Here is a 25252-nt window from a genome sequence, read left to right on the forward strand (position 1 = left end):
AAGCGAATATAAGCGTAAAGCTTATAAATTCCTAGAATTCAAGAGAAACGAATCTTGATCGGCTGTTTCCTATTGTAAGGGGCTATGCCCGTACTGCCGTATCTGGGAATAGCCTCGCTCTTCATGTTATTGCACGCGGTGGACGCCTACAATTTCTAGCGTTTGGCCATCGATTGCAACCTCAACGTTGACAGTCTTAACGGTTCCATTGCTGTAATAGGCTGTAAACGTAAACACAAGCGCACCTTCCGGCAAATCCGAAAAGGCTGCGTTCCACATTGACCCCTTCCAGCTCGTTCCGATCGGATTGCTCTTTACAAGCTCGGTCGCATAACTGCCCATCTCCACCTCTACCCGCTCCGCTTCCGTGATCGTGCCCGTTAACGTCGTATCGGCCTCCAGCATAAACTTCTCGCCCGCCCAGAATACGGAGTAGCCGCGAGGAGAATCGTCATGGCCCGTTTGCTTCCTATTGAAGCTCCGGCGATGCTGATCCCACAGGTCCGTGTGCTTGACATAGCCATCCACCTGGAGCGGACGGACCTGAACGGTTTTGGTCACGACGATCGGATCGGCGATCCCGTCGCTGACCGTCATCCTCATGCTCCATGTTCCGAGCTCGGTCATCTTAAGCGATGGACCGTGGGTTGGATAAACCGGCCCCTCAATGGTGTACGAGTAATTCTTTGTCACGCCTGACGGGCTTGTCAGCGCATAAGATACAGCCAACGTATCACTATCGGGATCTTTGACAACGGATCGGAATGTAACCGAATCTCCTTCATACACCGGGTTTGGCGACCAATTGAAATCCCCCGTCGGCGGACGATTCGTATAGAAGTAGATATATGCATAATGGCCTTCGTTGCCGGCTGTATCATAGTCCAATACCGTAAGACGGTACTCTTGGCCGGGTATTAGCCCCGTAACTTTATACGACTGCCGGGTCAGAGACAACGGTATGCTGTACTCCGTCGTACCATCCCCATTCAGATCAACGTTCGTTACGCTTCGGTCCGCATTCACCTTCTGCAGGTAAAATGTACGCGCGGCATGTCCCGAAGAAGGATCCTTATCGCGAAATGCGTTAAATCGTACCGTTACCGCCGTCGGTTCGATCTCAAGCTTCTCGTCTACGTCATCCGACTTAACCGTATCGACAAAGAAGAATCCATTATTCGAATAAGGTCCCCATACAAACCCGTCATTCGCACGCGCTCTCCAATAGTGTAAGCCCTCCGCAAGCGCCGGCGTTATATAGTTTGGAGCCGCTGATGCCGCGTTCGAATCCGCGACACGGACGCCGTCCGTTGACCGTATTACTTCGTAGTCGATCGCTGTAATAGGTTGATTTTCCGGATCGACGGTAAACACTCGCAGTTGCGGCCGATTGACGTTCATATAAACGGGATGATCGGCATTCGGCCCGGCCGGCCAAACAAGGAACGTCTCCGGCGGTAAGTTGAGCACGAAAAATCGGATGTTGCTTAGCTCGGACCAAACGCCTGCCGAATATGCCCGCCCTTGCACTTTAACGATACGCCCAAGCTGGAACGTTCCTTCGAGCACCTTGTAGCTTTTTACGCTGCCTTCGTGCTGAATAGAGAGCGCAACCTCATTTGTATCTGCATAAGTGAACGTAAGTTCATATTGCTCTTGCGGATCGTTGTCGGCATCGGTATATGTCCATGTTACCGTTGGCTCCTTGCCCAACACGGTTGCTGTCGCTGCCGTCGTACCGCTTGGATACGTTATCGTCATGACCGGCCTATTTTGATTGACCGGCGGCAAGGCAGCCTTGTAAACGATGGACTGCCCCCAAAACGACCATGCGCCGTGCATATCCCTGACCTGCTCTTGTACGATGAGCTCAACCCCTAGTCGACTGTAGAACTGCCGCTTCCCCGTCGTCCATGTCGATTCGTCCGCCCATCGCGTGCGGAACAGTCTGTCCGACAATTGGCTGCCCAGATCCGGATCATACGACGTATCAAAGGTTTCATAATTCAACAGCTCGCCCTCAGCGTATACTCCACCCGAAAAACGTACATCAGGCTGGGCCACCGGCCTTCTATGAACATACAACAGTTTGGTCACGGGCTCGGACCATTTCCGATAAGAATGCAAGCCCGGATCATCCTCCGCCCTGAACGTAATATCATATACGCCTGGCTTTTCCAATGCATTTATGGTGCTGCCGTAAGATTTTCCATTATGAACGCTAAACCCTTCCGGATTGTTGAAATAGTTTGGATTATGGCTGTAGCTCCATTCCTCGGCCGCAATCAGATCCTTCTCAACATCGTCGAACAATTTTTCGTAGCTGATCGGGTCATTTACGAGTACGGAGTCATAAGTCTGCATCGGATACGAGTTGCCGTAATTCGTCCGCTTAATCCGGCTGAATGCGGCCTGCTGCTGGCCGAGCGACATCATTCCGGCAGAGCCGTTTGCATAAGTCGCGTCCCTGGCCTCGAGCTTCTTTGCATTGTTTACGAAAACGCGCAGCTCATCGTTTATCGCTTCGATTTTGAAGGAATAAGGAATACCGACGGAGCGCGGCAGCATGGTTTTAGCAAGTTCCGTTTTGGCGCCATTGGCGACTTTGTAAAGCGACATCGTATCGTTCGTCCATTCGACCGCATAGAAATTTTTCTCGTTTTGGATGCGAATGCCGGCCCCGATCACTTTATTATTGGTCAGGCTATTCACGGCTACGTTAAACTCCAACACCTGATTTTTCATGATGCTGTGCGGATCGTAGAACAGCCCGCCCCATGTCTCGCTGTCTGCTTCGACGGTATTATCGTCGATTAGACGGGGCAGATCGCCTGTAGACTCGCCTGTAAATACCGTAACAATCGGCGTTTGAATCCAATTATTCCAACCGTTAACGATATTTTCTTTCATGTCGGTACCTAGGAGGTAAATGGAACCGTCAGGGGCTGCCTTTGAGCTGCCTTGCGGCATGATCCCCTCCGTTTTAATCCAGCCTCCAATCGTAGTCATGCCGCTTTCCCAATACGTGGATTTATCACCGAACGATACGGGGGTTTCGTCTCCATCGACAAGCCCTATCCATGGTGTATAGGATGTTGGTCTATTATTACGATCCGAGTACCATTTTTGCGCCCCCCAGGTCCAAGCGATCTCTCCATTAGGCTGATAGAACGGGTGAACCGAGTCAACGGCGCCTATAAACCCCCAAGTATTAAATTGGCTCATATCTCCGCCATCAGCCCCGTACCGTTGATTTAATAATTGGGTTTTCCCAAAAGTAAACTGACGGTTGTCAGAAATAAGATTTCCTTCTTTGGTTATGAAACCGCCTGCGCGATGCGTGAATGATGATACATATACTGCACCTGTCGGGCTCACGGCTGGAGCCGCAATTGATGCATCTCTATCTACTTCATATTCATTCCAGGTCGTATGGCTGTAAAAAGAAGTAAATCTCATCGATTTGGTTTGACTATCGTAAATATAGACTCCTAGATGATGATCCAACCCGTACCTTCCCGATTCAATTTTCAATCCCGACATGTAGGCATAACGACCATCAGTGGACTTAGAAACGCTCGAAAGCCTCCCTCTCCCAAAATACTGATGGTTTAATATATTTCCATTCTCCCCTATGTGAGCAAAGTTCTGTTGATAGATGTTCTCTTCATAAATATATGGTGAAAAAGAATATGGAACATATATGCTGCCATCAGGACCTAAACTCATTTGCGGAGTTGTTTGGAATGTTTCGGGAACATCGTCATTCACTCTTATTGCGGTCGTCCATAATTTCGTTTTTTGCGCAAGAGAGTATTTAACAAGATGCAAGCTTCTTCTAGCCGAATAGTAATCCCCTTGATTCCTTGCTTTTGTAACTAAGAGATACAAGTATTTGCCGTCTTTTGAAAACAAATACTGCGTGATGCCAGGCTCATTGGTCCCGTCAAATTCAGGCAGTACTCCCGGGTATTGATTTATGAAAACTCCCGCAGAATTATAGACATTTACCGTCGAGTTCTCACCGGGATAATTTTTAAGAAAATAATAATGATCTCCTGTATCATCCGTGAAAATGAAATTGCCGGCATCTTGAGGATATCTAAACGTTTCTTTAATCGTCCCCGTTTTCGCATCTACAGTATGAAAAATATAATCCTTTCCATACTGTTCCCGCGAGGGATGTCCAACAGGGTAATATGTACCTTGCTCTTTAAATAACATTCTATACCCTTTGAATACTTTCTTGCTTACAAGGCTCATATATTGCTTTTGATTATAGCCATAGCTATAGACATAAGGCATTTCCCAGGAGCTTGAATTCTGCAGGTTATTCGCTAAATTATAGTTTCCGTTAAAATCAGCCCAAACCGAATTGCGAGTCGTTAAAGCCGATCCATCAACCTTCCAACCTGCCTTGCCCTCACTGCCTCCTACATAAGGCTTTTTCAAAGTCCAAGAACGAAGAATAGATTCAGCTGTGTAATTCGTCATGGGAGGACCGCTAGCTCCACCCTGATCCGGCTGTTGAATCGTACCGAACGCATTGAAATTAACGGTTGGTGCAAGGTTGATGATATTCGTTTCATCTAGATTAGATTCTGACGATAGGCCATAATTTTCTGTGGCGCTTGCACGATACTGTCGCATTCCTACAGTTGTGTAAGTTACGGAATGAGTCGTTTTATTGGCTCCTTCATACAAGACCGCCCATGGTTCTTCTTCGATATTCCCATCACCGTCTACGTCATAACGTTGTTCTAGCTTTACATTCGTTATTTCGTCGCCATCAGGGCTAAAAGCCTGGATGTACAGCATGACCACATTGTTCCGAACGCCCTCAACCGGCGCAGTAATTTCAATGGTCGGCGGCTGGTCGGGCACAATTTCAAGTGTGTGGGAAGCCCATTCGCTGGCACGGCCTTGCGAATCATATACTTTGCCTTCCAGATTATAAAAGCCGAGCTCCATTGGAGCTTTGTCCGGCCAATAGTTATTAAAGTCAGAATTTTCAATCTTTTTGAACCGCATCTCCGACCTGCTGAAATCGATCGATACGCCTCTCGAGGCCAGCGGCGTGTAGGAGTTATTCAAATGATGCAGCTGAGGGAACGGCCTGCCCTGAATCCAGCGATTGACGCCCGAGATTAGAGCAACGGGCTTCGGATCATTAACGTAGAGAATAGCTGTGTCCGTTCCAGTGTCTCCACCCTCTCCCGTTGCGTTCAAGGTTGCTTTATAAATCCCTGGTTCGCTAAAGGTCATTGGCCCATGCTGGAAATCTGCCGGATCCCGGATCAATGGCGATAAATTGTCTGCAAAACTCCATGAATAGTCTACCCAATAGCGAGTATCGTTTAGGAGAGAGGCTGAATCTCCGGAAAAAATACTTTGCGGATCAAAATGAATAGCTACCTCAACCGGCTTGGGTTTACTTGGCTCCGGCGGCGGTGTTGGTTCCGGCGGCGCCAGTTGGCGTTTAACGATAAGCTCTGCCCATTCCGATGTTTTGTTCTTGTCATTCGTTACGCGCAGCTCAACCTTATACTTGCCGTCTTTATCGAAATCGAGCAGCGTAGGCTTTCGATTGATCAACGTTCCTCCTGGAGGCGTAAACCGCCAAACTCGGCTGATGATTTTCTCGCCTCCGGGCGAATAAGAAAGCTCATCGCCAAGCTCCGGGTCTTCGCCGGGGGCTATCGTAATTTCCGGATCGGTCCGGTGATCGCCTGCTAGGTGACTAATGATTGCAACGGGAATGGTAGGTTCGTTTTTCTTGCTAAAAACGATTTGGAAAGGTTTCGTGTTGTTATTTTCATTCGATTCGGTAACAGCTAGTCCAAAGTCCGTCTTAGCGGTATATTTCTTAATACCAGCTGTGGTCGATGTTACATTAACCGTAACGGTTTTAATTTGTCCTGGAGGGACATTCGAGATAACTTCGGATTTTATGTTTGTTCCTTCGATGCCTACAGTAAACGGGCCGCTGCTTTCATCGCCTTCGTTTTTAGTCGTTATTTTTACTGGCACGGAGTCGCCAACCCAGGCATCCGTCTGAACGACTAGATCGCTGATAACAAGATCGGGTTCCTTTTTTAATATAAGTTCTTCAGTAGGAGGAATGATGAACATTTCATACCACCACGAACCGTCAGGTTGCCAGATGTTCCACATTTGGACGACTCCTGGACCAAACTTGGTAGGCATCTGCTGGATAATAACATAATCTTTTAGGGTATTTCCGTCCCAACTAGTTCCTTTACGTTTGTTATAGCTCTGAAGGAAAGTAGGAGATTCTTTGTAAGGATCTACTATAGACTCTAACCATTTTTTTGCATCGGGATGAGAGGTTAACAAAGGTGTTTGTTTGATCCCTTTACTTTTCCCTACAGGTTCATCCCAAGAATTTTTAACCCAGTACTTAGCAACATGTAAAGTCGCTCTGGAATCGCTTCGAAATAACCAGTTACGATAAACTTGACCATTAATATCATATCCGAGATAACGCCATTGACCTTGATCGAACTGATTACCTACTACGCTTGCTGGTGAACCATAAACAACAGCTCTTGTACCTAGTCCGCATTTATTGGATAAAAAATTTCCGTTTAATATGTACCTTCCATTATTTATCGAAGTTGGTATGCCGTATTGCTTTATTAGTGCTTGTGAATCATTATCATATGTTCCGGGAAATGGGCAATCTTGAATACCAGCCGATCGAATGGAGTTATGAAACGGAATTGAAGTAGCAATTAATAAAACGATTAATATTAGAAGAAGATTCTTTCTTAGCAAACGTCTCACTACGTTCACTCTCCGATCCAAATAACAACACCCTTATTATCATTAGCCTTATATGCTTCAAATGTACGTCCATCATATTTAGTATTAATTGAGTTTTTACCTTCTATAAACTTTAATCCATCTACCTTGATATAACTTGCATAGGCTTTATCAAATGAATTCTCATAATAATTTTTTAATAATTCCTTAATTAATGTTTTATTTTCTGCAGTTGGTTCAGAAACAATGATCTTTGTGACTTTTAAATCAATGCTATATTCAATAGCAATGGTATTATCAAAATAATTATCAGATCCTTTTGCATTTATTAATACTATCCCGTTATGCCCATAAGTCGTAGTCCCCTTAAAACTAGGCAGTGACTGCACTAGCTCATTCAACTGCTCCTTCGTCTTCGGATAAGCCACCGGCTGAGGCGCTTCTTTTTCAACAAGCGAGTTGGTAATCATCACAACCGCTTCCGCACGCGTAGCGTTCCGTTCGCCGCCCATCGAGCCGTCTTCATAGCCTTGCATAATGCCCACTTGTTTCGCGACCGCAAGATATCCCCATGCAGCTCCTTCTTTTTCTTTACCCATGGCCCGGACCGTCATACGCGCAATTTCTTCACGAGTGATCTTGGCGTTCGGATCAAACAAATTATCCTTGTACTCTCCGACTTTAATAACGGATTGCTTCAATCCGGTGGCGATGTATGTACGGAACCAACCCTTGTCATCCGTAAACGGCGTGTCGGCATCCGTCAATGTATATTTCTTTGCCGCTACCAGCGATTTCAAAAACTCGGCGCGGGTTATTTCAGCGTTTGGTTTAAACGTTTTGGAATCGTAGCCGTTAATCCAGCCCTGATTGACGGCCGCTTCAATCGGAGCTTTCGCCCAATGCGTCGTCGTATCCGCGAAGGCTGCGGCAGCTAGCGCTTGCTGCGAGCCGATTAGTAATGCTGCCAATAAAAATGCTGTCCCTATTTTTTTCATATCCAACACTCCCGTTATGATTTTGCGCATTTATGCGCCGCAGTTCCTCTTGACCCCCTGGAATCCAGGAACTTTATACCATTTCTTGCCCTTACTGACTTTTTCCTCTTTTTCTCCGCATTTCCATCATTCAAAATTCGTTTTTTCGACAAAAACCCCCATCCCTATCATTTCACCCTTAGTACCAGGGCAACAAAAAAAGCACACCCATCCCTCTTCCAAGGGAATAAGCGTGCTTCGCTTTTCTCATAATCAACTATATTGATGTTACTTCAAACCGGTTTATCTGTCAATCTCCTGCAACAAGCTGCTCCTTCACCTGTGCCGCGACCGGCTTATGCTTAAAGAGCGGGATAAGCAGAAGCATCCCGATAAACATGATCACACCGGCCGTGCAATAGATGCCCACAAGCGGAAATACCAGCTTTAGTTGACCGGCAACCAGCGTCATAATGACCATCATGCCCATAAACATCGGAGTAAGCACGCCGTTCACCCGTCCCACGTAAGCTTCCTGCGACCACTGCAAAATCATGGTGCTGATGCCGATCTGAATCATCGGGAAGCCAAGTCCGCTAATAAATTGCAGTACCAGCGTAATCGGGATGCTTGTGGACAACCCTACGCCGATCATGCAAAGGGAGCTGAGTAAAATGCCGAGAGCCAGCAGCTTCTGCGGCGATACTTTTTTGGCTAAAACCATGACGCCCCCGCCGCCGATCAGCATCGCTATACCGTTAACCATTAACATATACTGCAAAAATTCTTTCGGTTGATTAAGCCGCTCCAGCACAATGAACAACCCGAGCGTCTGCGCGATTCCGACGGCCGTGCCGGCAAGCGCGAACGTTCCGCCAAGCGATTTCAATACCGGACTGCGCCATACGTATGCAAAGCCGTCCTTCAGATCCTGCCAGAAGCGCCCTTTGTCAGCCGTTTCCGTCCGTTCCACCTCACGGTCCCGGGGAATACGGAATAAGACAACAGCGGAGAGAAGGAACGCTACCCCCATTACGCCGATGGAAACCTCGATGCCGAACTTTTGGTACGAAATGACGCCGAGCGACGGCCCAAGCACCATAAATATCGCGATTAGCGATTGGAACATCGCCATGGCGGACTGCAGCTGTTCAGCGGGAACATGCTGCTTGAACAGCTTCATCGCCGACGGCTGCGAGAATTGCGACAAAATCGCCGATATAAAAGTCGCGAAGTAGACCATATGCCACGAACCGTAAATGAGTGTGATAAGTACTACGAATACAGACACCGCGGATAAAAAGTCGCACCATATCATCGTTAGACGCGGCTTCCACCGGTCGGCGAACGTCCCGCCGATAAACGAGAACACGAATATCGGCAAAAATTCCACAAAGCCCATCAAGCTGATGGCGAACGGGTCCTCGTTCGTTTTATCCGTCACATACATGAGGATCGCAAAGTTACGCACCCAGATCCCGATTTGCAGAAGGACGTTCGATAACAATATCGTTTGAAAAAATTTGTTGCGGAACAGGCTCTCGCCCGCTCCCTTTACTGCTTCAGCTGACATATAAATTGACACTCTCCCTGTATGCATACGGCTTGCGCTTGCATGATGCGGCGGCGCAAAATCCGAATGCCGTTGAATATTTACTGCTTGCCTTCGCCGCCGGGGCGGTTGTAGCCCTTATCGCCGTAGGGCTGGAGCTTCTCGATCCATTTCTCCGTTAACTCGGCCACTTCCCGGTTATATTGGCGAACCATATCGGCAGGCTGACGTCCTTCTACGGCCGACACGTCTTTATAATCATAAAGGACCTGATGATCGAATTTAACGGTCTCTAGAATGAGAAAAGAAAAATTTTCGCCCCCGTATTGTTTCCATTCCTTCTGGAGCTCTCTATTCCTATGACCGTCCATGTTAAGCTGGAATTGCTCCTTCCCCCACAGCGGTTCCAAATTGGTCGAGCCTCCGATATAGATTTTGCCGTTAATGTCATTTTTAATCCGGTATACCCCCATCTTCCGTTCGCGTTCCTGATATTCAGACGTCAGCTGCTTGCGTTTTGTTTTATCCATTTTCTGTGCATCCCTTCGTTCTTGTTCAACTACTTTCTTCGGTTCTTGCTTCAGCTTCCGCTTCCCCTTCTTCGTCTGCTCCTTCACGGTCAAAGCCGTCGGTGCAGCCTGAATCGATTCTGCCGAACGTTCCGGCTCATATGCCCCTGCCGTATCCTTCACCCAATATTCGCTGCCGTCATCCTTGCGGTCTAAATATCCATACTCGATCAAATAACGGCGCAGCAGCACATAGTCCTCCTCCCAAAACCGGCTGAGAAGCTCATTCACTTCTTTCTCCGTATACCGGACTCCCTTCTGAAAATTGGAGGAAATATGGCGCAGCACGGCAATTTTTCGTTTCGCTTTACGCGGGAAAGAGGCAAGAGGCCCGTCAGGTCCGTTCGGAAAATATTGCTTCATCAGGCTGTCGTATTCGTCCTTCGTTAACGCATATCGCTCATCCACCTGCGTTGCGGTGCGGTGTATCGGAACGAACTGCGGCACCGCGGCCGCTCCTTGCTCCATTAATTCCAGAATCGTCAGCAGCAGCTTCGCTTGCTTCGCCTTCTCCTTCAGCACGAAGCGATGGTTGCGAATCGTCGAAGCGCTGCCGATACCGGTACGCTCCATCATCTCGCTGTCCGACAAAGCAGCGGCAAAGCCGCCGATCAGCTCCTTCTGCAAATCGGTTAACCCGGTTGCCCGCTTATCCAGCTCCAGCAAAAATTCAAGCATCGAGCCGTGCGCAAGCTGCAAATGATAGGCCGCATACGTTCCCGCCTCATACCAGCGCCCTGATTGCTCATGACGAAACACCTCGCCGTCCTCGAAGGTTTCTCCGCAAATAAGACAATAATAAAGGCCACCTTCGGCATCATAAGCATAGCCTTGCTTTAATTCAACTATAGACGAAGCCCAAAAACGTTCGCTCACTCCCATATACCAAACACCTCAATATTTTGTTTATTAATATATAGACATAATACAATGTTGTTTATTTTTTATCAATCCTATCGGAGGGTGTTCACGCGAAGGGAGTGCTTCGTTTCCGTACACGAATCGAATCGCCTTCACTCCCCATTGTAGCCGTTAATAATTTCAGTTTTTGACCCTGCATAATCAGCTGGACAAAAAAACAGCCGCCGAAAGGATTGCTCCTTCAGGCAGCTGTTTCATATACGATCTTCTTCTATTACGCGGCTTCCCGCCGGTCTTTCGGCAGCATAAGCGCCAGCAGGCCAAGAAGCGGCAAAGCGCTGCAGAGGCCCATCACATAAGCAAGCGTCTGAGCATCCGCCATATAACCCAGCACGACCGCTCCGAGACCGCCCATTCCGAAAGCAAGGCCGGTAATCAGACCCGACGCCGTACCCACCTTACCCGGCATAAGCTCCTGCGCGTAAACGACGCTCACCGAGAAGCCCGATTGCAAAATAAATCCGAGCAGCACGATTAACGGATACACCCACGCAAGAGGCAGATGCGGAAGAATTAAGGCAAACGGCGCTGCTCCGAGGATGGAGATCAGCATCATTTTTTTGCGGCCGATCCGGTCGGCCAGCATTCCGCCGAAGAAAGTGCCCGCAACGCCTGCCGCCAGGAATAAGAATAGCGGCACCTGCGCGGCCTTTATGGATAATCCGTACGCCTCTACTACATAAAATTGATAAAAATTCCCAATTGCCGCTCCGTACCAGGAGCGCGCAAATACGATAACAACCAGGATGCTAATCGCAAACGCAACTACTTTCGGCGCTAATGCAGCCCTGACTTCGCCCGCCGCCTTCTTCCGCTGCATCTGCCCGTTATGCAGGGCAAGGTGTTCCTTATACCATGGAACCACCTTCATCAGAATGATAATCGCCGTGGCTGCCAGCGCCATGCCCCATGCGGCGCCCTTCTGTCCGAGCGGAATAAAGATCGCCATCGTCATAAGCGGCCCCAACATATGGCCGAAATTGCCGCCGACCTGATAGATGGACTGGGAGAAAGCCCGGCGGTTGCCGGCGGCTAAATGAACGACGCGCGAGCCTTCCGGATGGAACACAGCCGAGCCGAGTCCTACGAATACGACCGCCAGGAGCAATAAATAAAAATTCGGCGCAACGGCCAGCCCCGCCATTCCGATCATGCTGGAAAACATGCCGACCGGAAGCATCCACGGGGCGGGCCTTTTGTCCGAAATCAGTCCAACGACGGGCTGCATCACGGACGAAGTCATATTCAGCGTAAATGCAATCCAACCGATCTGTGACAGGTTCAACTGCAGCGAATCCTTCAGGACGGGAAATAAAGCCGTTACGACGGATTGCATCATATCGTTCATCAAATGGACCGAGCTAATGGCAACTAATATGGCATATACGGTCGCCGATCGTAAAGCTTCTGTCTTCACGCCGACGGCTTTCAGTTGTGTTGGTGTTGACATCCTGTAGAGGACCTGCCTTCCTTATCCTATAATGCCTTATTCCCGATGACGATATTTACAGTCAATCAGCTCTTCCGATCGTTATGCAAACCGGGCTCGGCAGCTCAATCTTCGAGCCCGTCTGAGTCAGCCGGCCGCTGTCTGCGTCAATGGCAAACACAAGTACCGTTCCCGAGTTCTGATGAGCGGCTAGCAAATAACGGCCATCCGGCGTAATGGCAAAGTTGCGGGGCGTTTCGCCTCCGCAGTGTACATGCTGGACATGCGCCAGCTCCCCGCTCTCCGGGTCGACCGAAAATACGGCAATGCTGTCATGCCCGCGATTGGAGCTGTACAGAAATCGGCCCGAAGGCGCCAGATGAATATCGGCCGCATCGTTATGCCCTGTATAATCGGGCGGCAGCGCCGATATCGCCTGTCCGGCCGTCATGGCCCCCCGCTCTGCGTCTACCTTTAATAGGGTAACCGTCGAATCCAGCTCACCCAGCACATAGGCAGCCGGAAGCTCCGGGTGGAACACCAAATGCCGCGGTCCCGAACCGCGATGCGCCTTGCATTCCCCATTTCTTATAAGGAGGCGGCGATCTGCATCGTAACGGTAAATGACGATGGCATCGATTCCTAAATCAGCCGCACAGAAAAATTCCGTCTCCCCAAGCGGCAAGATGCAGTGGGCATGCGCCGTATCCTGCCTTGCCGAATTAGGCCCAAGCTCGCCGACATGCTGCTGAACCGAAGAAGCCTCCTCAAGCAGTCCGTCAGCCGTCAACGGCAGAACGGCGACATTCCCGCCGGTATAATTCGCTGCGAACAACGCTTGGCCGCGGCTATCCGTGCTGATATAGCAAGGATGCTCGCCATACGTAAGATAGCGGCTGCTTCTATCGCCAAGCAAGCCTGTCGATTCATCGATTTCATAGGCGGCGACGGAGCCTCCGGCCGCCTCGTCTGTCTTCGCCGTCTCGCTGACCGCATAGAGACGCCGCCCGTTCGGATGAAGAGCTAAATAGGACGCGTTCTCCAGGCCGGACACGCTTTGAATGACCGACAGCTCGCCCGTTTCTCCATTAAAGCCGCAGACGTGAATCGTTGGCGCGTCCGCGGCTCCGTACGACCCGATGTACAATCGTCCGCTGAACGCCGGTTGTTCGTTTAAATGACCCATTCGTTCCCGACCTTTCCAACTCATTTATAAGCATTAATGAGACCATAGCATATGCGGCTAATTCAAACAACGACTATTTAAATAAAATACTTCACAAATGCTTTTGTGATATGTTACAATGTAAGCGCTAACAATCAATAGTTCACTTTTCTAAAGGGGGAAATCGAAATGGTGAATGTTGTCACGAGCGAACGGAACGTGTATGAGGATTTCGATCTGGAGTCGGATGTGCTCTACTTCAAGACCGGTATTCAAGGACTCGTAAGCTTCCATGGCAGGAACTATAATATAAAGAAAAGAATGACTGCCGAGCAGCTTCAGCAGCTGACGGATAAGCGCGGCTTCTTCCAAATCAGCTCAAACTGCTACGTTAATATCGGAAAAATCAAAGCAATCTCAGGCGGTACCATCTACTTCGGGTCGGACATCTCGGAGTCGAAGCAGGTTTCGGTTAACCGCCGCAAGCAATTTGTCATTCAACAGCTGTTCTCCCAACGATCCTCGAACAAGGATTTGCGGATTACGCCCTGACAAACAAGCAGCCGCCCGGTTCCATCCAACATGGAACCGGGCGGTTGTTTGTTTGTCCGCGTCCTGCTATTCTTAGGTGGAATACGTTATCAATAGGAGGATTCTCATGTCTAAGCAAGGACAAGCATTCGAACAAGCATTTCATGACGAGCAGGCCGTTTGGCTGCAATGGGGCGAATATGAAGCAGCGGTTTTGCCTGCTGTAGGAGCGAACCTCATCGCGTTCCGCGATACGGCGAACAACTATCGGTTTTTGCGCGAGCCATCGGCTGAAGAAATGGACGGCTTCCGGGAGAACCCGGGCATTCACGGCATTCCGGTTCTATTTCCTCCTAACCGCTACGAGGACGGCACCTTTACTTGGAACGGCAGAACTTATCAATTCCCTGTTAACGAAGCGAAGACCGGCAACCATCTGCACGGCTTTTTCCATACGGCCGCATGGAGCGTCGAGGACTTCGGCACGAACAAAACGGAAAGCTATGTATCTCTTAAAATTTCGATCGATGAAAGCCATCCGATCTATACGTACCTGCCGCACCGTTTTACGATCAAGCTTCGCTATTCGTTGAACGATTCGGGATTGCTGCAGCATGTATCCGTACATAATGAAGGAACCGACGCGCTGCCTTGCATGATCGCTTTCCATACGACGGTTAACGCTCCGTTCGCGCCGGGCAGCACGTCTGACGATTGCCGCTTCACCCTCACAACCGGCAAACGCTGGGAGCTAAGCGACCGGATGCTGCCGACAGGCAAGCATCAGCCGCTGAAGGCCGAAGAGGAAGCGATGAAGACGACGGGCATCTCGCCTTTCTGGGAGGCAATGGACAACCATTATACGACCGAGCCGCAGAACGGACGCAATGCGATGGAGCTTACCGATACGCGCCTTGGCTTAACGCTTGTCTACGATATCGGCACCGCCTACAAGCAGTGGATGATCTGGAACAACAATGCCACGCCGGGTTTCTTCTGTCCGGAGCCGCAGCTTAACCTCGTTAACGCTCCGAACGTGAGTCTGCCTGCCGAGCAGACCGGTCTCGTTGCGCTGGAGCCAGGCGGCATTTGGGAAGAAACCAGCCGTCTGTACGTCAGGAAACAAGCATAACTATATAAGTTGAACGAAAGAAACGAAAGCGTGGAGCGGAGAGAGCCAATAGCCAATCGTTCTACTTATATAGATTTCGATACGAAGGGAAGGAATAACGGCCAGCCGCTGTTATTCCTTTTTTCTGTCGCCTATGCATCGGCGCTTCAGCCTGTTCCGGGACAAGAGTGACTATTGCCGGAAAAGACGGTAAAATGTAAGCATCAGCGCGTTTATGTCGAAACCTGGAGGCTGACGATGATGCGGCAACCCTTCCTGAAAGCCGTTTTAACGATCGTATCGTTCGCATTCGTATTTCTGTCGATTCCCAATCCAGCCGTTAACGCCGGCTTCTTCGACCGGATGAAGGATATTTACAACACGCCCGAGAAAATCAGCGAGCTGGAATCGCAATATTTAGAAGCGAAAGCGGCTTTAGCCGAGCAGCAGCGGCAGTTGGAAGATTCGCGGCGGGCAGCGGAGCAGTATGCCCGTAAGCAGCAGGAGCTGCAAGCGCAGAACGAGCAGCTGCTCGCGCAAAATGCCAGCCTGCAGAACGAGCTTGATCAAATGAAGCAAGACCGCGCTTCTTTTGTCACTAAGCTTATCTATACGGGAATAATACTTACAATCCTTATCGTTTCTTATATCTTATCCATCCGCATTTGGCGTTATGTGGTCTGGCGCAAGCAGCGCACCGCGGGCGGCCGGGGGTTGAACGGATGAAGATAACCGTTCCCGTCCAGACCGGACATGTCCATATCGCTCTGGAAGAAGCGGACAAGCTTCATGTGCTGCACCCAAAATCCATCATCGCCTATCAGGGCGCGCCGCATGACCGTGAGGACCGGTTCATGGATTTGGCCGGTATGTACCGCAAGAAGCGGTGGATCCGGTCTCTCCTGTCGGGGCCTTCCGAATTCATACTCGGCCTGCCGGCGGGCTGCTCGCTGGAAACCGTCGAGATCGATGAGCAGAGCGACCTGCTGTTCGACTTCCGTCATGTCATCTTCTTCTCCGACGGAATGAAGCTGAAATCGGTCATCCAGAAGCTGAAGAACGCCTGGATCACGAAGGAATTCGTGCGGATGCGCTTCTCCGGGCCCGGACGGCTGGGCATTATTACGGCCGGAGATATGAAGGCGATACAGCTGCATCCGGACCGGCCGCTCTTCGTGGAGACCGGCGCCCTCGTCGCCTATCCCGAGCAGGCTTCCATCCAGCTGTCCGTCTACGGCAACAAGCTTGCGAGTCAACATATGAACGTACAATGGGAGATAAGAGGCAGCGGTCCCGTACTCATCCAGACCGGCTCGCGCGATGCGGAGCTGGAGGAGCAGCTGCAGAACGGCGGCTTTATCAAACGCATCCTGCGCGAGGTGCTGCCTTTTGGCGGGATCTATATCAAATAAAAGAAGAGAGGCCGGCCTGCCGTCTGGAAGACGGTAGACCAGCCTCTTTGCCGTTAAACCCCTTGGAATGAAAAACGATGCGCGTACATTTGATTCGCATACAGGATATATTCCTTCTCGGGACGCTGCCCCCAGCTGTCATGCCCGCCTACGCCCGTCTGCTTATGATTCACTCGCACGACCGTCTTGTCGCTGGCCGGCAGCTTATGAATGTGATCATGAGCTTCCAGCTCGAACGGCGTATACGGAAGCACATTCAGCTCAAAATGCGGCGCCCCCTTCAGCACAATGCCTTCCCCTTGCGCGTTCGTTACCTCCGCGCGGCGGACGTCCATTTTGTTGCCGCATTCCTGCGGACGAATGTACGGCACCAGCTGATCCCTTACCGCGCCTGCGTAACGTCCCAGCTTGCCGCCTGTCTGACGGTCCCAGTACGTTTCATCCGGCCCTTTGCCGTACCAGCCAACTTGATCGAATTGTCCGGGCATTTGGAACAGGATACCTACCTCCGGAATTTCGGGCAGACCTGCGCCCGGCCGAAGCTCCTCATACACATTGACTTCTCCTTCTCCATCAACAATATAAACAATAGAGAGCAAAGAAACCGTCGTAGTCGGAAGGCTGTATTGCGCGCGTACGGTTATCCGATCCGTCTCCAGCTCGCATGCCATTCCGAGCAGCTGCCGTTCTGCGCCGGCATCGCGCCAGGTCGCGCAGCGTTCATGCTGCTTATTGCCGCGGTCGTTATCGGTGTAAGCCCGCCAGAAATTCGGAGCCAGCCCTTGTAAGAGACGTTCCGTTCCATTCCAAACATAAGAACATAGACTGCCGCTCTTTTTGTCGAACTTGACAGTAAAGCGCTCGCCGCTAACGATGACCGCAGCATTCGTCTCTTCCGCCTGAATCCGCGGCTTTGCATCCACATGGCGCATAACGGTTTGAACAGGCGCCGGCAGCACAAATTGCTCAAACGCGATTTCATGCCCCGCTTCGGCCCATAGGTTTGCTTCGTTCATTAGCAGCTGCACGGTTAGAACCGCCTGCTCGGACGCGTTCTTCAGCACAGGAAGCGAATATGGCAGGTGAAGCGTTACCTCCGCTTCGGGCGCTGCGGCAGCTGCGGACGTACCCTGCTGCACGACTTCGCCGTCAACCGCGATGCTCCAAGCAAGCGTATATTGATCCAGCGGGCTGAACAAATGACGGTTGGTTGCCTTAATTGCTCCGCTTGCCAGATCAACCGCTTCAAACTTCACGTTCTGATACACCTTCTTCACCTCTTGCAGTTTAGGAGAAACGGTGCGGTCCGCGAAAATAAGCCCGTTGCCGCAGAAGTTGCCGTCATGCGGCGATTCCCCGAAATCGCCTCCGTACAGCATCTTCACCGTGCCGTCCTCTTCCGTTACGCGGATCGCCTGGTCGACCCAATCCCAGATAAAGCCGCCCTGCAGCACCGGATACTTCTCGAATATTTCCCAATAGACATGCAAGCCGCCGCATGAATTCCCCATCGCGTGGCTGTACTCGCACAGGATAAACGGCTTTTGCGGATTGCGCTGCGCGTACTGCTCTACTCCCTGCGGATTCGTGTACATTTGGCTTTCAATATCCGACGCCGCTTCAGAAGGTCGCCAATGGAAGACGCCCTCGTAATGAACGATACGCGTCGGGTCGGCTACGCGCAGAAAATCATGCATTTTCACGAAATTGTCCCCGCCGAACGATTCGTTCCCAAGCGACCAGATCACGATCGAGGCATGGTTCTTATCGCGTTGAAGCATGGAATTGCAGCGGTCGAGCACCGCTCCCGTCCATTCCGGCTTGCTGCCCGGCACCGTATCGCCTTCCTCTTGCTGGCCATAGGTCCAGGCGCCGTGCGTCTCCAGGTTCGTCTCGTCAATAACGTACAAGCCGTATTCATCGCACAGCCTGTACCATAACGGATGATTCGGATAATGCGAGGTGCGGACGGCATTAATATTGTGCAGCTTCATCAGCTGAATGTCCTTCACCATATCCTCTTCGGCGATCGCCCTGCCTGTGTCGCAGGAGAATTCATGGCGGTTCACGCCCTTGAACATGATGCGGCGGCCGTTAATTTGCATCAAACCGTCCTTGATTTCAAACTTCCGGAACCCGACCTTGCAGCTAATCGCTTCCAGCAGCGTGCCGTCACTCTTCTTCACGCTTAATAGCAACGTGTACAGGTTCGGATGCTCCGCGCTCCATTTCAACGGGTTCTTCACGTCTCCGCGCAATTGCACGGCGGTAAGGTCTTTCCCTGCCGCCGCTGCCTTGACCGATAATGGCGACTGGAATACCTCCCGGCGGTCCGCATCGTATAAAGCCGCTTCCACCGAAATATCGCCTAGCTCTCTGCCAAAATAATTCAGAAGCTTCGCATCGACGACCAGCTCGGCATCGCGGTACGCTTCGTCCAGCTCCGTCTTCACGAAGAAATCGTAAATATGCGCGTCCGGCGCCGTGTATAAGTAAACATCGCGGAATATGCCGCTAATCCGCCAGAAATCCTGATCCTCCAGCCAGCTGGCGTCGCACCAGCGATACACCTCGACTGCCAGCTTATTCTCCCCTTCGGTCAAATAAGGCGTAAGATCAAACTCGGCAGGCGTGAAGGTATCCTCGCTGTAGCCGACAAGCTCGCCGTTAAGCCATACATAGAAAGCCGATTCCACGCCCTGAAAGCTGATGAAGACCGGCTTGTCCTTCCAGCCGGCAGGCACGGTAAAGGTATGGATATATGAGCCTACCGGGTTATACTTCGTCGGAGCAAACGGGGGCTTCAAATCCTCCTTCCCTACCCATGGGTAAGTAACATTCGTATACTGCGGGTAATCATAGCCCTGCAGCTGCCAATGGGCAGGCACCTTGATCGTATTCCAATCGCTGCTGTCGAAGTCTGTTTCATAGAAATTAGAAATTCGCGCTTCCGGATTCGGAGCAAAGGCAAATTTCCATTGTCCGTTAAGTGACAGATAGCTGGCGGATTTGCGGAAGTCGCCTTCCAGCGCCTCCTCGGCCGAATCGAAGGGCATGAGCGTTGCATGCGCTTCCATCCGGTTCAATTGATAAATTTCGGGATTGTTATTCCACTCCGGAAAACCGTTTGCAGGCGGCGTATATTGCAGCTTTTCTCGCATCTCAGATTGCACCTCACTGGAAAATTATTTAACGATATTCATATTATAATACAACCGGAATGCCAGTTTAATGAAACAATTTTCATATTGGATATAAAGATATGAAACTTCATTAGTTGCACAAATGAATCACATCTGCCGGATCGCGCCGGAAGCGAATCCTCCTTCAGAACGATTTGCTTGCTTCGCGGATGCCAACATTTACTGCTAACGTAATAGCGCTTTCTCTTTTAAAATGGGGTAGTGAAATTCGATCTGAAGCATAGAGAGGACGAGACAATATGAATCAGAGAATGAAGCAGTTCGTATGCGGCGCGGCTTTGACAGCTTTCTTGACCGTAACTCCGGGACTCGGTTCAGCAGCTACATACACCGTGCAGAATGGCGATAATTTATGGCTCATCGGCACCAAATACAGCACGACGGCGGATCAGCTAAAAAAGCTGAACGGACTCCGCTCCGATTCTTTATTCATTGGGCAAAAACTCATCGTGCCCGACCCTCCCGAATTTATGATGACAGCGGTACGGTATGGCGATACCCTATGGAAAATCGCACAGCGTCAAGGCGTACCGATCACGAAGCTTATCGCCGCTAACACGCAGCTCGCGAACCCGAACAACATTTGGCCGGGACTTGAGATTCGTATCCCGAAGATACCGGGCGCTTACTTGAACGGCGTATTGCCACTCGCGAAAGGCACCTATACCCCGTTTTATAACAACTATGCGGAAGCGCGCGCCTGGTCTGCGGAAGGTCCGGCAGTTCGCGCCCATGAAGGCGTTGACGTATTTGCGGCCAAAGGAACACCTGTATACAGCGCGCTTGGCGGCACCGTCGTCAAAGCCGGCTGGAACGAATACGGCGGCTGGAGATTAACGATCCGGGTAGACGATTCGACGGAGTTTTATTATGCGCACTTATCGAAATATGCAGCAGGCATGAAGGAAGGCGTTCAAGTAACGGCAGGTCAACTGATCGGCTACGTCGGCAGCACCGGCTACGGGCCTGAAGGAACCGAAGGCCAATTCGTCCCCCACCTTCACTTCGGCATCTATAAGCGAACGCCGACCTACAAGCCGATCGATCCGTACCTTATCTTAAAATGGTGGTCGTTGTAGGCTGTTAAGCACAATAATGCACCTCATTTCACGCCAGCCCGCACCTGAGGGTCTCCGCATCCACTAAAAAAGGTTGACCGGACGACGATTTCGTCCGGTCAACCTTTTCCCTATTACTCGCCTATCTGCGTTTTCCTTTATAATCCCTTCGGCATAACGCCGACCATCTTCTTAAAAAGTTTATTGACCAATTGCTCATACAGGATGGATTATTTACAAAAGTTGTTAAAACGACCCGAATTGGGAAAAAATAAGAAAAGCAAACTGTGTAGGGAGGCGGTTCATCCATGAAAATCAGTGAAAAAATCTCCGGCTATCAGATCAGTCTGCTTTTTTTTACCTTTATCGTTTCCACTCTCATCTTGTCCGTTCCGGGGATCATGGTGGCGTTCGCCAAGCAAAATGCCTGGCTGTCCATTATTTTTGCTTCCGCTACGGGCCTTCTAAACATCTATGTCATGACGGCTCTGGCAAAGCGCTATCCCGGCCAGTCGATCATGCAGTACGCCAATGCTATATGCGGAAAATGGGCGGGCAAGCTGATCGGGTTTTACTGCACTTATTACTTGTTTTTCTTTATTTCCAGCACCGTGAACGAGCACGCCGGATTTCTAAACACTATTCTTCTGCCCCAAACACCGCCTCTCGTCATCATGTTAACGCTTCTGATCTTTTGCTGCTTTGCTGTTCTTTCCGGTGTCGAGTCGATCGCCAGGTGCAACGAAGTTATCGTTTTGATCGTCGTAGTGCTGCTGCTTCCGATCTTCATCTTCTCGCTCAGGGATGCCGACCCCGCCCGATTGACTCCGGTGCTCGCAGAGGGACTCGCTCCGGTCATCAAGGGTTCGGTCGTTCCGTCCGCTTGGATGAGCCAGTTTTTTTTCTTGGGGTGGTTTCTGCCGCACTTGAACGAGAAGCCGCAGCAAGTACGGGGGAAATTGCTGCTTTCGCTCGGCTGTATCGCCCTGCTGATTATGGCGATCGACATCCTGACCATCATGATTTTCGGTCCGATAACCCCCCGGATGAAATTCGCTTTTTTGAACGTCATCAAATATACGGATATCGTAGGTCCCTTGGAAAGGTTGGAAGCGATCGCCGTCACGATCTGGATTCTTGGCATTTTCATAAAGGTTTGCATGCTGCTTTACATGTTTTGCATCTGCACAACTCAGCTGTTCGGCGCAAAAAATTACCGGAAAAACGTCGTTCCGATCACCGTGTTATCCGCCGTCGGTTCTGTCTGGATCTTCAAAAATGACGCCGAATTCCAAGCCTGGATTACATTTTCGTATCCGATTCTGGCACTTGTTACGCAGAGTCTGCTTCCCCTGGCGCTGCTTGCCGTAGACGCAGCCAAGCGAAAGTTTGCGAAGCGCTGATGCAGATCACTAAGGGGACAAAATCAATTTCCCGATCGGTTCAAAAACGATTTTGTACGGCAGGACAAGAGTCGGCACGTCCACGCCCGCGATCAGCAGCGCGCCAACGACTGCGGATACGGTCATGGATAACGCACAGATCAAAGTTTCCCGTTTATCGCGGTCGCTCCATAGACGATGGGATAGGACGAAAGTAAACACGCCAAGACAAACAAAATAAACAGCCGACACAATAATCATCACTTCTCGATCTCCTTTTCCTTCAACTGCAGCGGCGGGCCGATCGCACCGGTGTTGTTGATGGTGACATCCACCGATACCGAGATTTTAGCGGCGGCAAAATATTGGTCCCATTTTTTCTCCACGGTGCGCCATTTCTTCGGATTTTCCCTTTGCAACTGCTGGCCGAAGCCGACGATATCCGATTTATACCCGGTTTGGATTTTGCGCAGGAACGCCTGCATATCCCGCTTGATGCGATCCTCGATCGCTTTTTTTACAATGGTGAGATTGTCCGCATCCGTTACGTCAAGAGGGGAGTTGTTTTCAAACAGGTCCCCTTTTGCTTTCAGGCTAACGTGAAACTTGAGCGGATTGCTTCCTGCATCGGCATTGATTTTATAGCTGCCGGAAGTAATGAAATAACCGACGTTTCCTTTGCCACCCGGCAGATCGGCAGAGATTTTATCCGTCTTCTTGTTATCTCGGAACCAAAGAAACTCGTGCGTTTTCGCATTGTTCAAAAAACCGGTCAATTTGCCCGATTTAAACACGGCTGTCCCGTTTATGCGAAATAGCCTGTCCTCCTCTTTTTCCCCCGGTCTGTGAAAATCTGCGGGCTCCAACACTCCGATCGTCGGAGACATTCCCTCGGTTGCCGACGCGATCATAAAATCGCGCAGCGTGACGATCGTTCCTTCTCCCTTCAGCATTTCCATTTCCTTCAACGCTTCGGCGGGGGCAAGCTCATAGGGATAGTTAACTTGCAGCAGATCCGCCGCTTTCCTCCCCTTCACGACCAGCATATACGTTTTCAAACGGTTGCGCGGACTGCGGTTGAACGTATCCAGGATGTCATTCACGCCTTTTCTGGCCAAGGACTCTCCGATCAGAATCACGCTGCGGTGCGCAAAAAATAACGTTCTGGACATCTTTTGCTGAAGCTTCTGCTGGATTTCAATCCCGTTTTCACCGACCGCCGATATTAAAAAGAACTTCTCCGTTTCTTTCGAGCCGGCACCCGTCGATTGCCCGGAAGGGGCGGGTACGGCAACCTGAATCGTCGCTTCTATCTTTCCGTTATCCGCCAAATCCAGCCCGGTTCCCATAACGAGACCGATATCATTGATTTCTTTGCGGTCCCAGCAGCCGGTGTTCAGCATCAGTACGAGCAGCATTGCGATTGTCATCCTCCGCTTCAACTTCTCTCCCCTCCTTCCTGCCGCCGCGCTTTGACCGCAGTCTCGGGAGAGGGGACGGACAGACTGCGGCCGTTTACCCGGGATGCCCGAGCCCAGACATCCTTTACGGCTCTGAGCGAAAAGGGAGCAATCGGCGTAAAGTAAGGCACCCCGAACGATTTCAAATGGACAACATAGAGCAAAATGCCCAAAAAGCCTAGCGCAATCCCGTATAATCCGAACGAACCCGCCAGTAGGATGATCGGAAAGCGAAACAGCCGGACTCCGTTGGCAAAATTAAATCGCGGAATGAGAAGGGCCGCGATGCCCGTCGTCGATACGACAATAACGATAGGCGTGGATATAATGCCCGCCTGCACGGCCGCCTGTCCAATGACAAGTCCGCCGACGATGCTTACCGTCTGGCCTATCGCCTTAGGCAAACGAACACCTGCCTCCCGCAGCGCTTCAAACATGATTTCCATCAATAATGCTTCGATCATAACCGGAAAAGGCACGGGCTCCCGCGCAGAGGCAATGCTGAGCAGCAGGCTGGTGGGGATCATTTCCTGATGGAACGAAGTGATCGCAACAAAGAAGGAAGGAGCAAAAATGGCGATGAACAAAAAGATAAAACGAAGCCATCTGGTGAAAGTCGCTACAGGGAAACGCAAATTGTAATCTTCGCTTGACTGCAGACCCGACCAGAACGTAACCGGAACGACCAGAACGAAGGGGGTATTGTCGACGATAATGGCGACCCTGCCTTCCAACAGGCCTCCGGCAACAGCATCCGGCCGTTCCGTTACCTGCACGCGAGGCAATAGGGGAAACGGATCGTCTACGATCAGTTCTTCGATGGCACCGGATTCCAGGACGCCGTCGATTCGAATGGAAGCGATCTTCTTCCTCACCTCGTCCACGATGGAGTCATCGGCAAGTCCTTCGATATAAGCAACAAGCACCTTCGTTTGCGTCAGGTCGCCTACGGTGAAAGCCTCCGCTTTCAGACGCGGGCTGCGAATATATTGGCGCAGCAGACCGAAATTAATATACTGCCTTTCGACGAAGCCTTCTTTGGACCCTCTGATAACCGGTTCGGAGGTGGGATCTTCAATGGCCCTCTGGAACGAACTGCTTACCTCGAAACAAACGGCACTGGTTTCGCCCTCGGTAAAAACCGCGGCATACCCGTTCAGAATGAAAAGGATGACTTCCCCCCAGTTCGATGTGACAGCCTTCTTGACAACCGGCATCGATTCGCCTTCCCTAACCTCCGTTTCGACGGCATAACGATTCTGCCTAAGAGTTGCAAGCGGCTTCATGATCTGCTCGTTCAATTTCTGTTCGTCCGTAAGCGTACCCAGAAAAACAATCAGCTGCCTAAGATCATTGTCTTCATAACGAATTTTGCGGCATACCAAATCCAAGCAATTTCGAAACGCCTCTTTGACGAAGGCTTCATTCTGCTCAAGGTCTTCTGCGAGTACTTTCTCACTGAATTCGCGGGTGGAATCGTCGAAAGCGGGGCGGCGGCCAGTCAGCGTTCTGCGGAGCCGGTTCGTCATGGCGATAGTCCTCCGGTCATACAAATTTTTCTTGGTACTAGAATGCCATGGAAACCCGCGGCTTATTCGCGCCTACGATTCGAATATGATTGAAGTGTAACAACCAATTGGCCTGATGAATATAAAACTCATTTAAATGGAAACATTTCTTGGAATGACGCCGATAA

At 50.5% G+C, this 25252-nt stretch carries 16 protein-coding genes; 6 read left to right on the plus strand and 10 right to left on the minus strand.

The genetic code is table 11. From position 1 onward, the window contains the following. Positions 1 to 126 precede the first annotated feature (126 nt). The 6 genes from H581_RS0129235 to H581_RS0129265 all read right to left on the minus strand — a co-directional run bounded on the left by H581_RS0129235 (position 127) and on the right by H581_RS0129265 (position 13420). Complete coding sequence (locus H581_RS0129235) at positions 127 to 6816, minus strand: Athe_2463 domain-containing protein (protein ID WP_425414666.1); 6690 nt, start codon at positions 6814 to 6816, stop codon at positions 127 to 129. Then, a complete protein-coding gene (locus H581_RS0129245) occupies positions 6813 to 7784 on the minus strand; it encodes an S-layer homology domain-containing protein (RefSeq protein WP_169507557.1) in 972 nt (323 codons plus the stop codon). The genes H581_RS0129235 and H581_RS0129245 overlap by 4 nt, the downstream gene beginning before the upstream one ends. Before the next feature lie 289 nt (positions 7785 to 8073). Next, entirely contained in the window at positions 8074 to 9336 is a 1263-nt protein-coding gene (locus H581_RS0129250) for an MFS transporter (protein WP_029192360.1), read from the minus strand. Positions 9337 to 9416: 80 nt separating this feature from the next. Beyond that, positions 9417 to 10766 (minus strand): DUF2087 domain-containing protein, encoded by a 1350-nt coding sequence (locus H581_RS39550; protein ID WP_084134843.1) that lies wholly within the window; start codon positions 10764 to 10766, stop codon positions 9417 to 9419. A 253-nt stretch (positions 10767 to 11019) separates the two neighbouring features. Further along, positions 11020 to 12255 carry an MFS transporter gene (locus H581_RS0129260; protein ID WP_245600190.1) on the minus strand — a complete coding sequence of 412 codons (1236 nt, stop codon included), beginning with the start codon at positions 12253 to 12255 and terminating at the stop codon, positions 11020 to 11022. 61 nt (positions 12256 to 12316) lie between these two features. Continuing rightward, positions 12317 to 13420: a lactonase family protein gene (locus tag H581_RS0129265; protein WP_051251447.1), complete on the minus strand. Its 1104-nt coding sequence runs from the start codon at positions 13418 to 13420 to the stop codon at positions 12317 to 12319. A gap of 168 nt (positions 13421 to 13588) precedes the next feature. Between H581_RS0129265 and H581_RS0129270 the strand changes: the two genes are divergently transcribed. From H581_RS0129270 to H581_RS0129285, 4 genes are all read left to right on the plus strand, one after another. Then, the gene (locus H581_RS0129270) at positions 13589 to 13951 is read left to right on the plus strand and encodes a LytTR family transcriptional regulator DNA-binding domain-containing protein (protein WP_029192363.1); all 363 of its coding nucleotides are present in this window, start codon (positions 13589 to 13591) and stop codon (positions 13949 to 13951) included. A 106-nt stretch (positions 13952 to 14057) separates the two neighbouring features. Further along, the gene (locus tag H581_RS0129275; protein ID WP_029192364.1) at positions 14058 to 15062 is read left to right on the plus strand and encodes an aldose 1-epimerase; all 1005 of its coding nucleotides are present in this window, start codon (positions 14058 to 14060) and stop codon (positions 15060 to 15062) included. A 237-nt stretch (positions 15063 to 15299) separates the two neighbouring features. Further along, positions 15300 to 15767, plus strand: coding sequence for a hypothetical protein (locus H581_RS0129280; protein WP_156889713.1), 468 nt, complete (start codon positions 15300 to 15302; stop codon positions 15765 to 15767). Then, entirely contained in the window at positions 15764 to 16453 is a 690-nt protein-coding gene (locus tag H581_RS0129285; protein WP_029192366.1) for an AIM24 family protein, read from the plus strand. The genes H581_RS0129280 and H581_RS0129285 overlap by 4 nt, the downstream gene beginning before the upstream one ends. Before the next feature lie 53 nt (positions 16454 to 16506). Here H581_RS0129285 and lacZ read toward each other — a convergent pair whose 3' ends face one another. Beyond that, on the minus strand, positions 16507 to 19614 hold the full coding sequence (gene lacZ / locus H581_RS0129290; protein WP_029192367.1) for a beta-galactosidase, LacZ type: 3108 nt from the start codon (positions 19612 to 19614) through the stop codon (positions 16507 to 16509). 281 nt (positions 19615 to 19895) lie between these two features. On the opposite strand from lacZ, the gene H581_RS35740 reads away from it, so the two are divergent. Both H581_RS35740 and H581_RS0129300 read left to right on the plus strand, forming a co-directional pair. Then, positions 19896 to 20735 (plus strand): LysM peptidoglycan-binding domain-containing protein, encoded by an 840-nt coding sequence (locus tag H581_RS35740; protein WP_051251448.1) that lies wholly within the window; start codon positions 19896 to 19898, stop codon positions 20733 to 20735. A 287-nt stretch (positions 20736 to 21022) separates the two neighbouring features. After that, positions 21023 to 22117 carry a GerAB/ArcD/ProY family transporter gene (locus H581_RS0129300; RefSeq protein ID WP_029192368.1) on the plus strand — a complete coding sequence of 365 codons (1095 nt, stop codon included), beginning with the start codon at positions 21023 to 21025 and terminating at the stop codon, positions 22115 to 22117. Between the two features lie 9 nt (positions 22118 to 22126). Here the strand turns inward: H581_RS0129300 and H581_RS0129305 are convergent, their stop codons facing one another. The 3 genes from H581_RS0129305 to H581_RS35745 are packed head-to-tail and all read right to left on the minus strand — an operon-like array spanning position 22127 to position 25085. Continuing rightward, positions 22127 to 22360 carry a hypothetical protein gene (locus tag H581_RS0129305; protein WP_156889714.1) on the minus strand — a complete coding sequence of 78 codons (234 nt, stop codon included), beginning with the start codon at positions 22358 to 22360 and terminating at the stop codon, positions 22127 to 22129. After that, entirely contained in the window at positions 22357 to 23538 is a 1182-nt protein-coding gene (locus H581_RS0129310; protein ID WP_029192370.1) for a Ger(x)C family spore germination protein, read from the minus strand. The genes H581_RS0129305 and H581_RS0129310 overlap by 4 nt, the downstream gene beginning before the upstream one ends. Next, positions 23535 to 25085: a spore germination protein gene (locus H581_RS35745; protein ID WP_051251449.1), complete on the minus strand. Its 1551-nt coding sequence runs from the start codon at positions 25083 to 25085 to the stop codon at positions 23535 to 23537. Before H581_RS35745 ends, H581_RS0129310 begins: the two co-directional genes overlap by 4 nt. Between the last annotated feature and the right edge of the window lie 167 nt (positions 25086 to 25252).

Origin of the sequence: Paenibacillus harenae DSM 16969, assembly GCF_000422465.1 — a bacterium.
In the GTDB taxonomy this organism is placed as follows: domain Bacteria; phylum Bacillota; class Bacilli; order Paenibacillales; family Paenibacillaceae; genus Pristimantibacillus; species Pristimantibacillus harenae.

Excerpts from the sequence above, each read along its gene's own strand:
- H581_RS0129265 (WP_051251447.1), bottom strand. The coding sequence starts at position 13,420 with ATGGGTCATTTAAACGAACAACCGGCGTTCAGCGGACGATTGTACATC.
- H581_RS0129245 (WP_169507557.1), bottom strand. The coding sequence starts at position 7,784 with ATGAAAAAAATAGGGACAGCATTTTTATTGGCAGCATTACTAATCGGC.
- H581_RS0129285 (WP_029192366.1), top strand. The coding sequence starts at position 15,764 with ATGAAGATAACCGTTCCCGTCCAGACCGGACATGTCCATATCGCTCTG.
- H581_RS0129250 (WP_029192360.1), bottom strand. The coding sequence starts at position 9,336 with ATGTCAGCTGAAGCAGTAAAGGGAGCGGGCGAGAGCCTGTTCCGCAAC.
- H581_RS35740 (WP_051251448.1), top strand. The coding sequence starts at position 19,896 with ATGAATCAGAGAATGAAGCAGTTCGTATGCGGCGCGGCTTTGACAGCT.
- H581_RS39550 (WP_084134843.1), bottom strand. The coding sequence starts at position 10,766 with ATGGGAGTGAGCGAACGTTTTTGGGCTTCGTCTATAGTTGAATTAAAG.
- H581_RS0129270 (WP_029192363.1), top strand. The coding sequence starts at position 13,589 with ATGGTGAATGTTGTCACGAGCGAACGGAACGTGTATGAGGATTTCGAT.
- H581_RS35745 (WP_051251449.1), bottom strand. The coding sequence starts at position 25,085 with ATGACGAACCGGCTCCGCAGAACGCTGACTGGCCGCCGCCCCGCTTTC.
- H581_RS0129300 (WP_029192368.1), top strand. The coding sequence starts at position 21,023 with ATGAAAATCAGTGAAAAAATCTCCGGCTATCAGATCAGTCTGCTTTTT.
- H581_RS0129260 (WP_245600190.1), bottom strand. The coding sequence starts at position 12,255 with ATGTCAACACCAACACAACTGAAAGCCGTCGGCGTGAAGACAGAAGCT.
- lacZ (WP_029192367.1), bottom strand. The coding sequence starts at position 19,614 with ATGCGAGAAAAGCTGCAATATACGCCGCCTGCAAACGGTTTTCCGGAG.
- H581_RS0129275 (WP_029192364.1), top strand. The coding sequence starts at position 14,058 with ATGTCTAAGCAAGGACAAGCATTCGAACAAGCATTTCATGACGAGCAG.
- H581_RS0129280 (WP_156889713.1), top strand. The coding sequence starts at position 15,300 with ATGATGCGGCAACCCTTCCTGAAAGCCGTTTTAACGATCGTATCGTTC.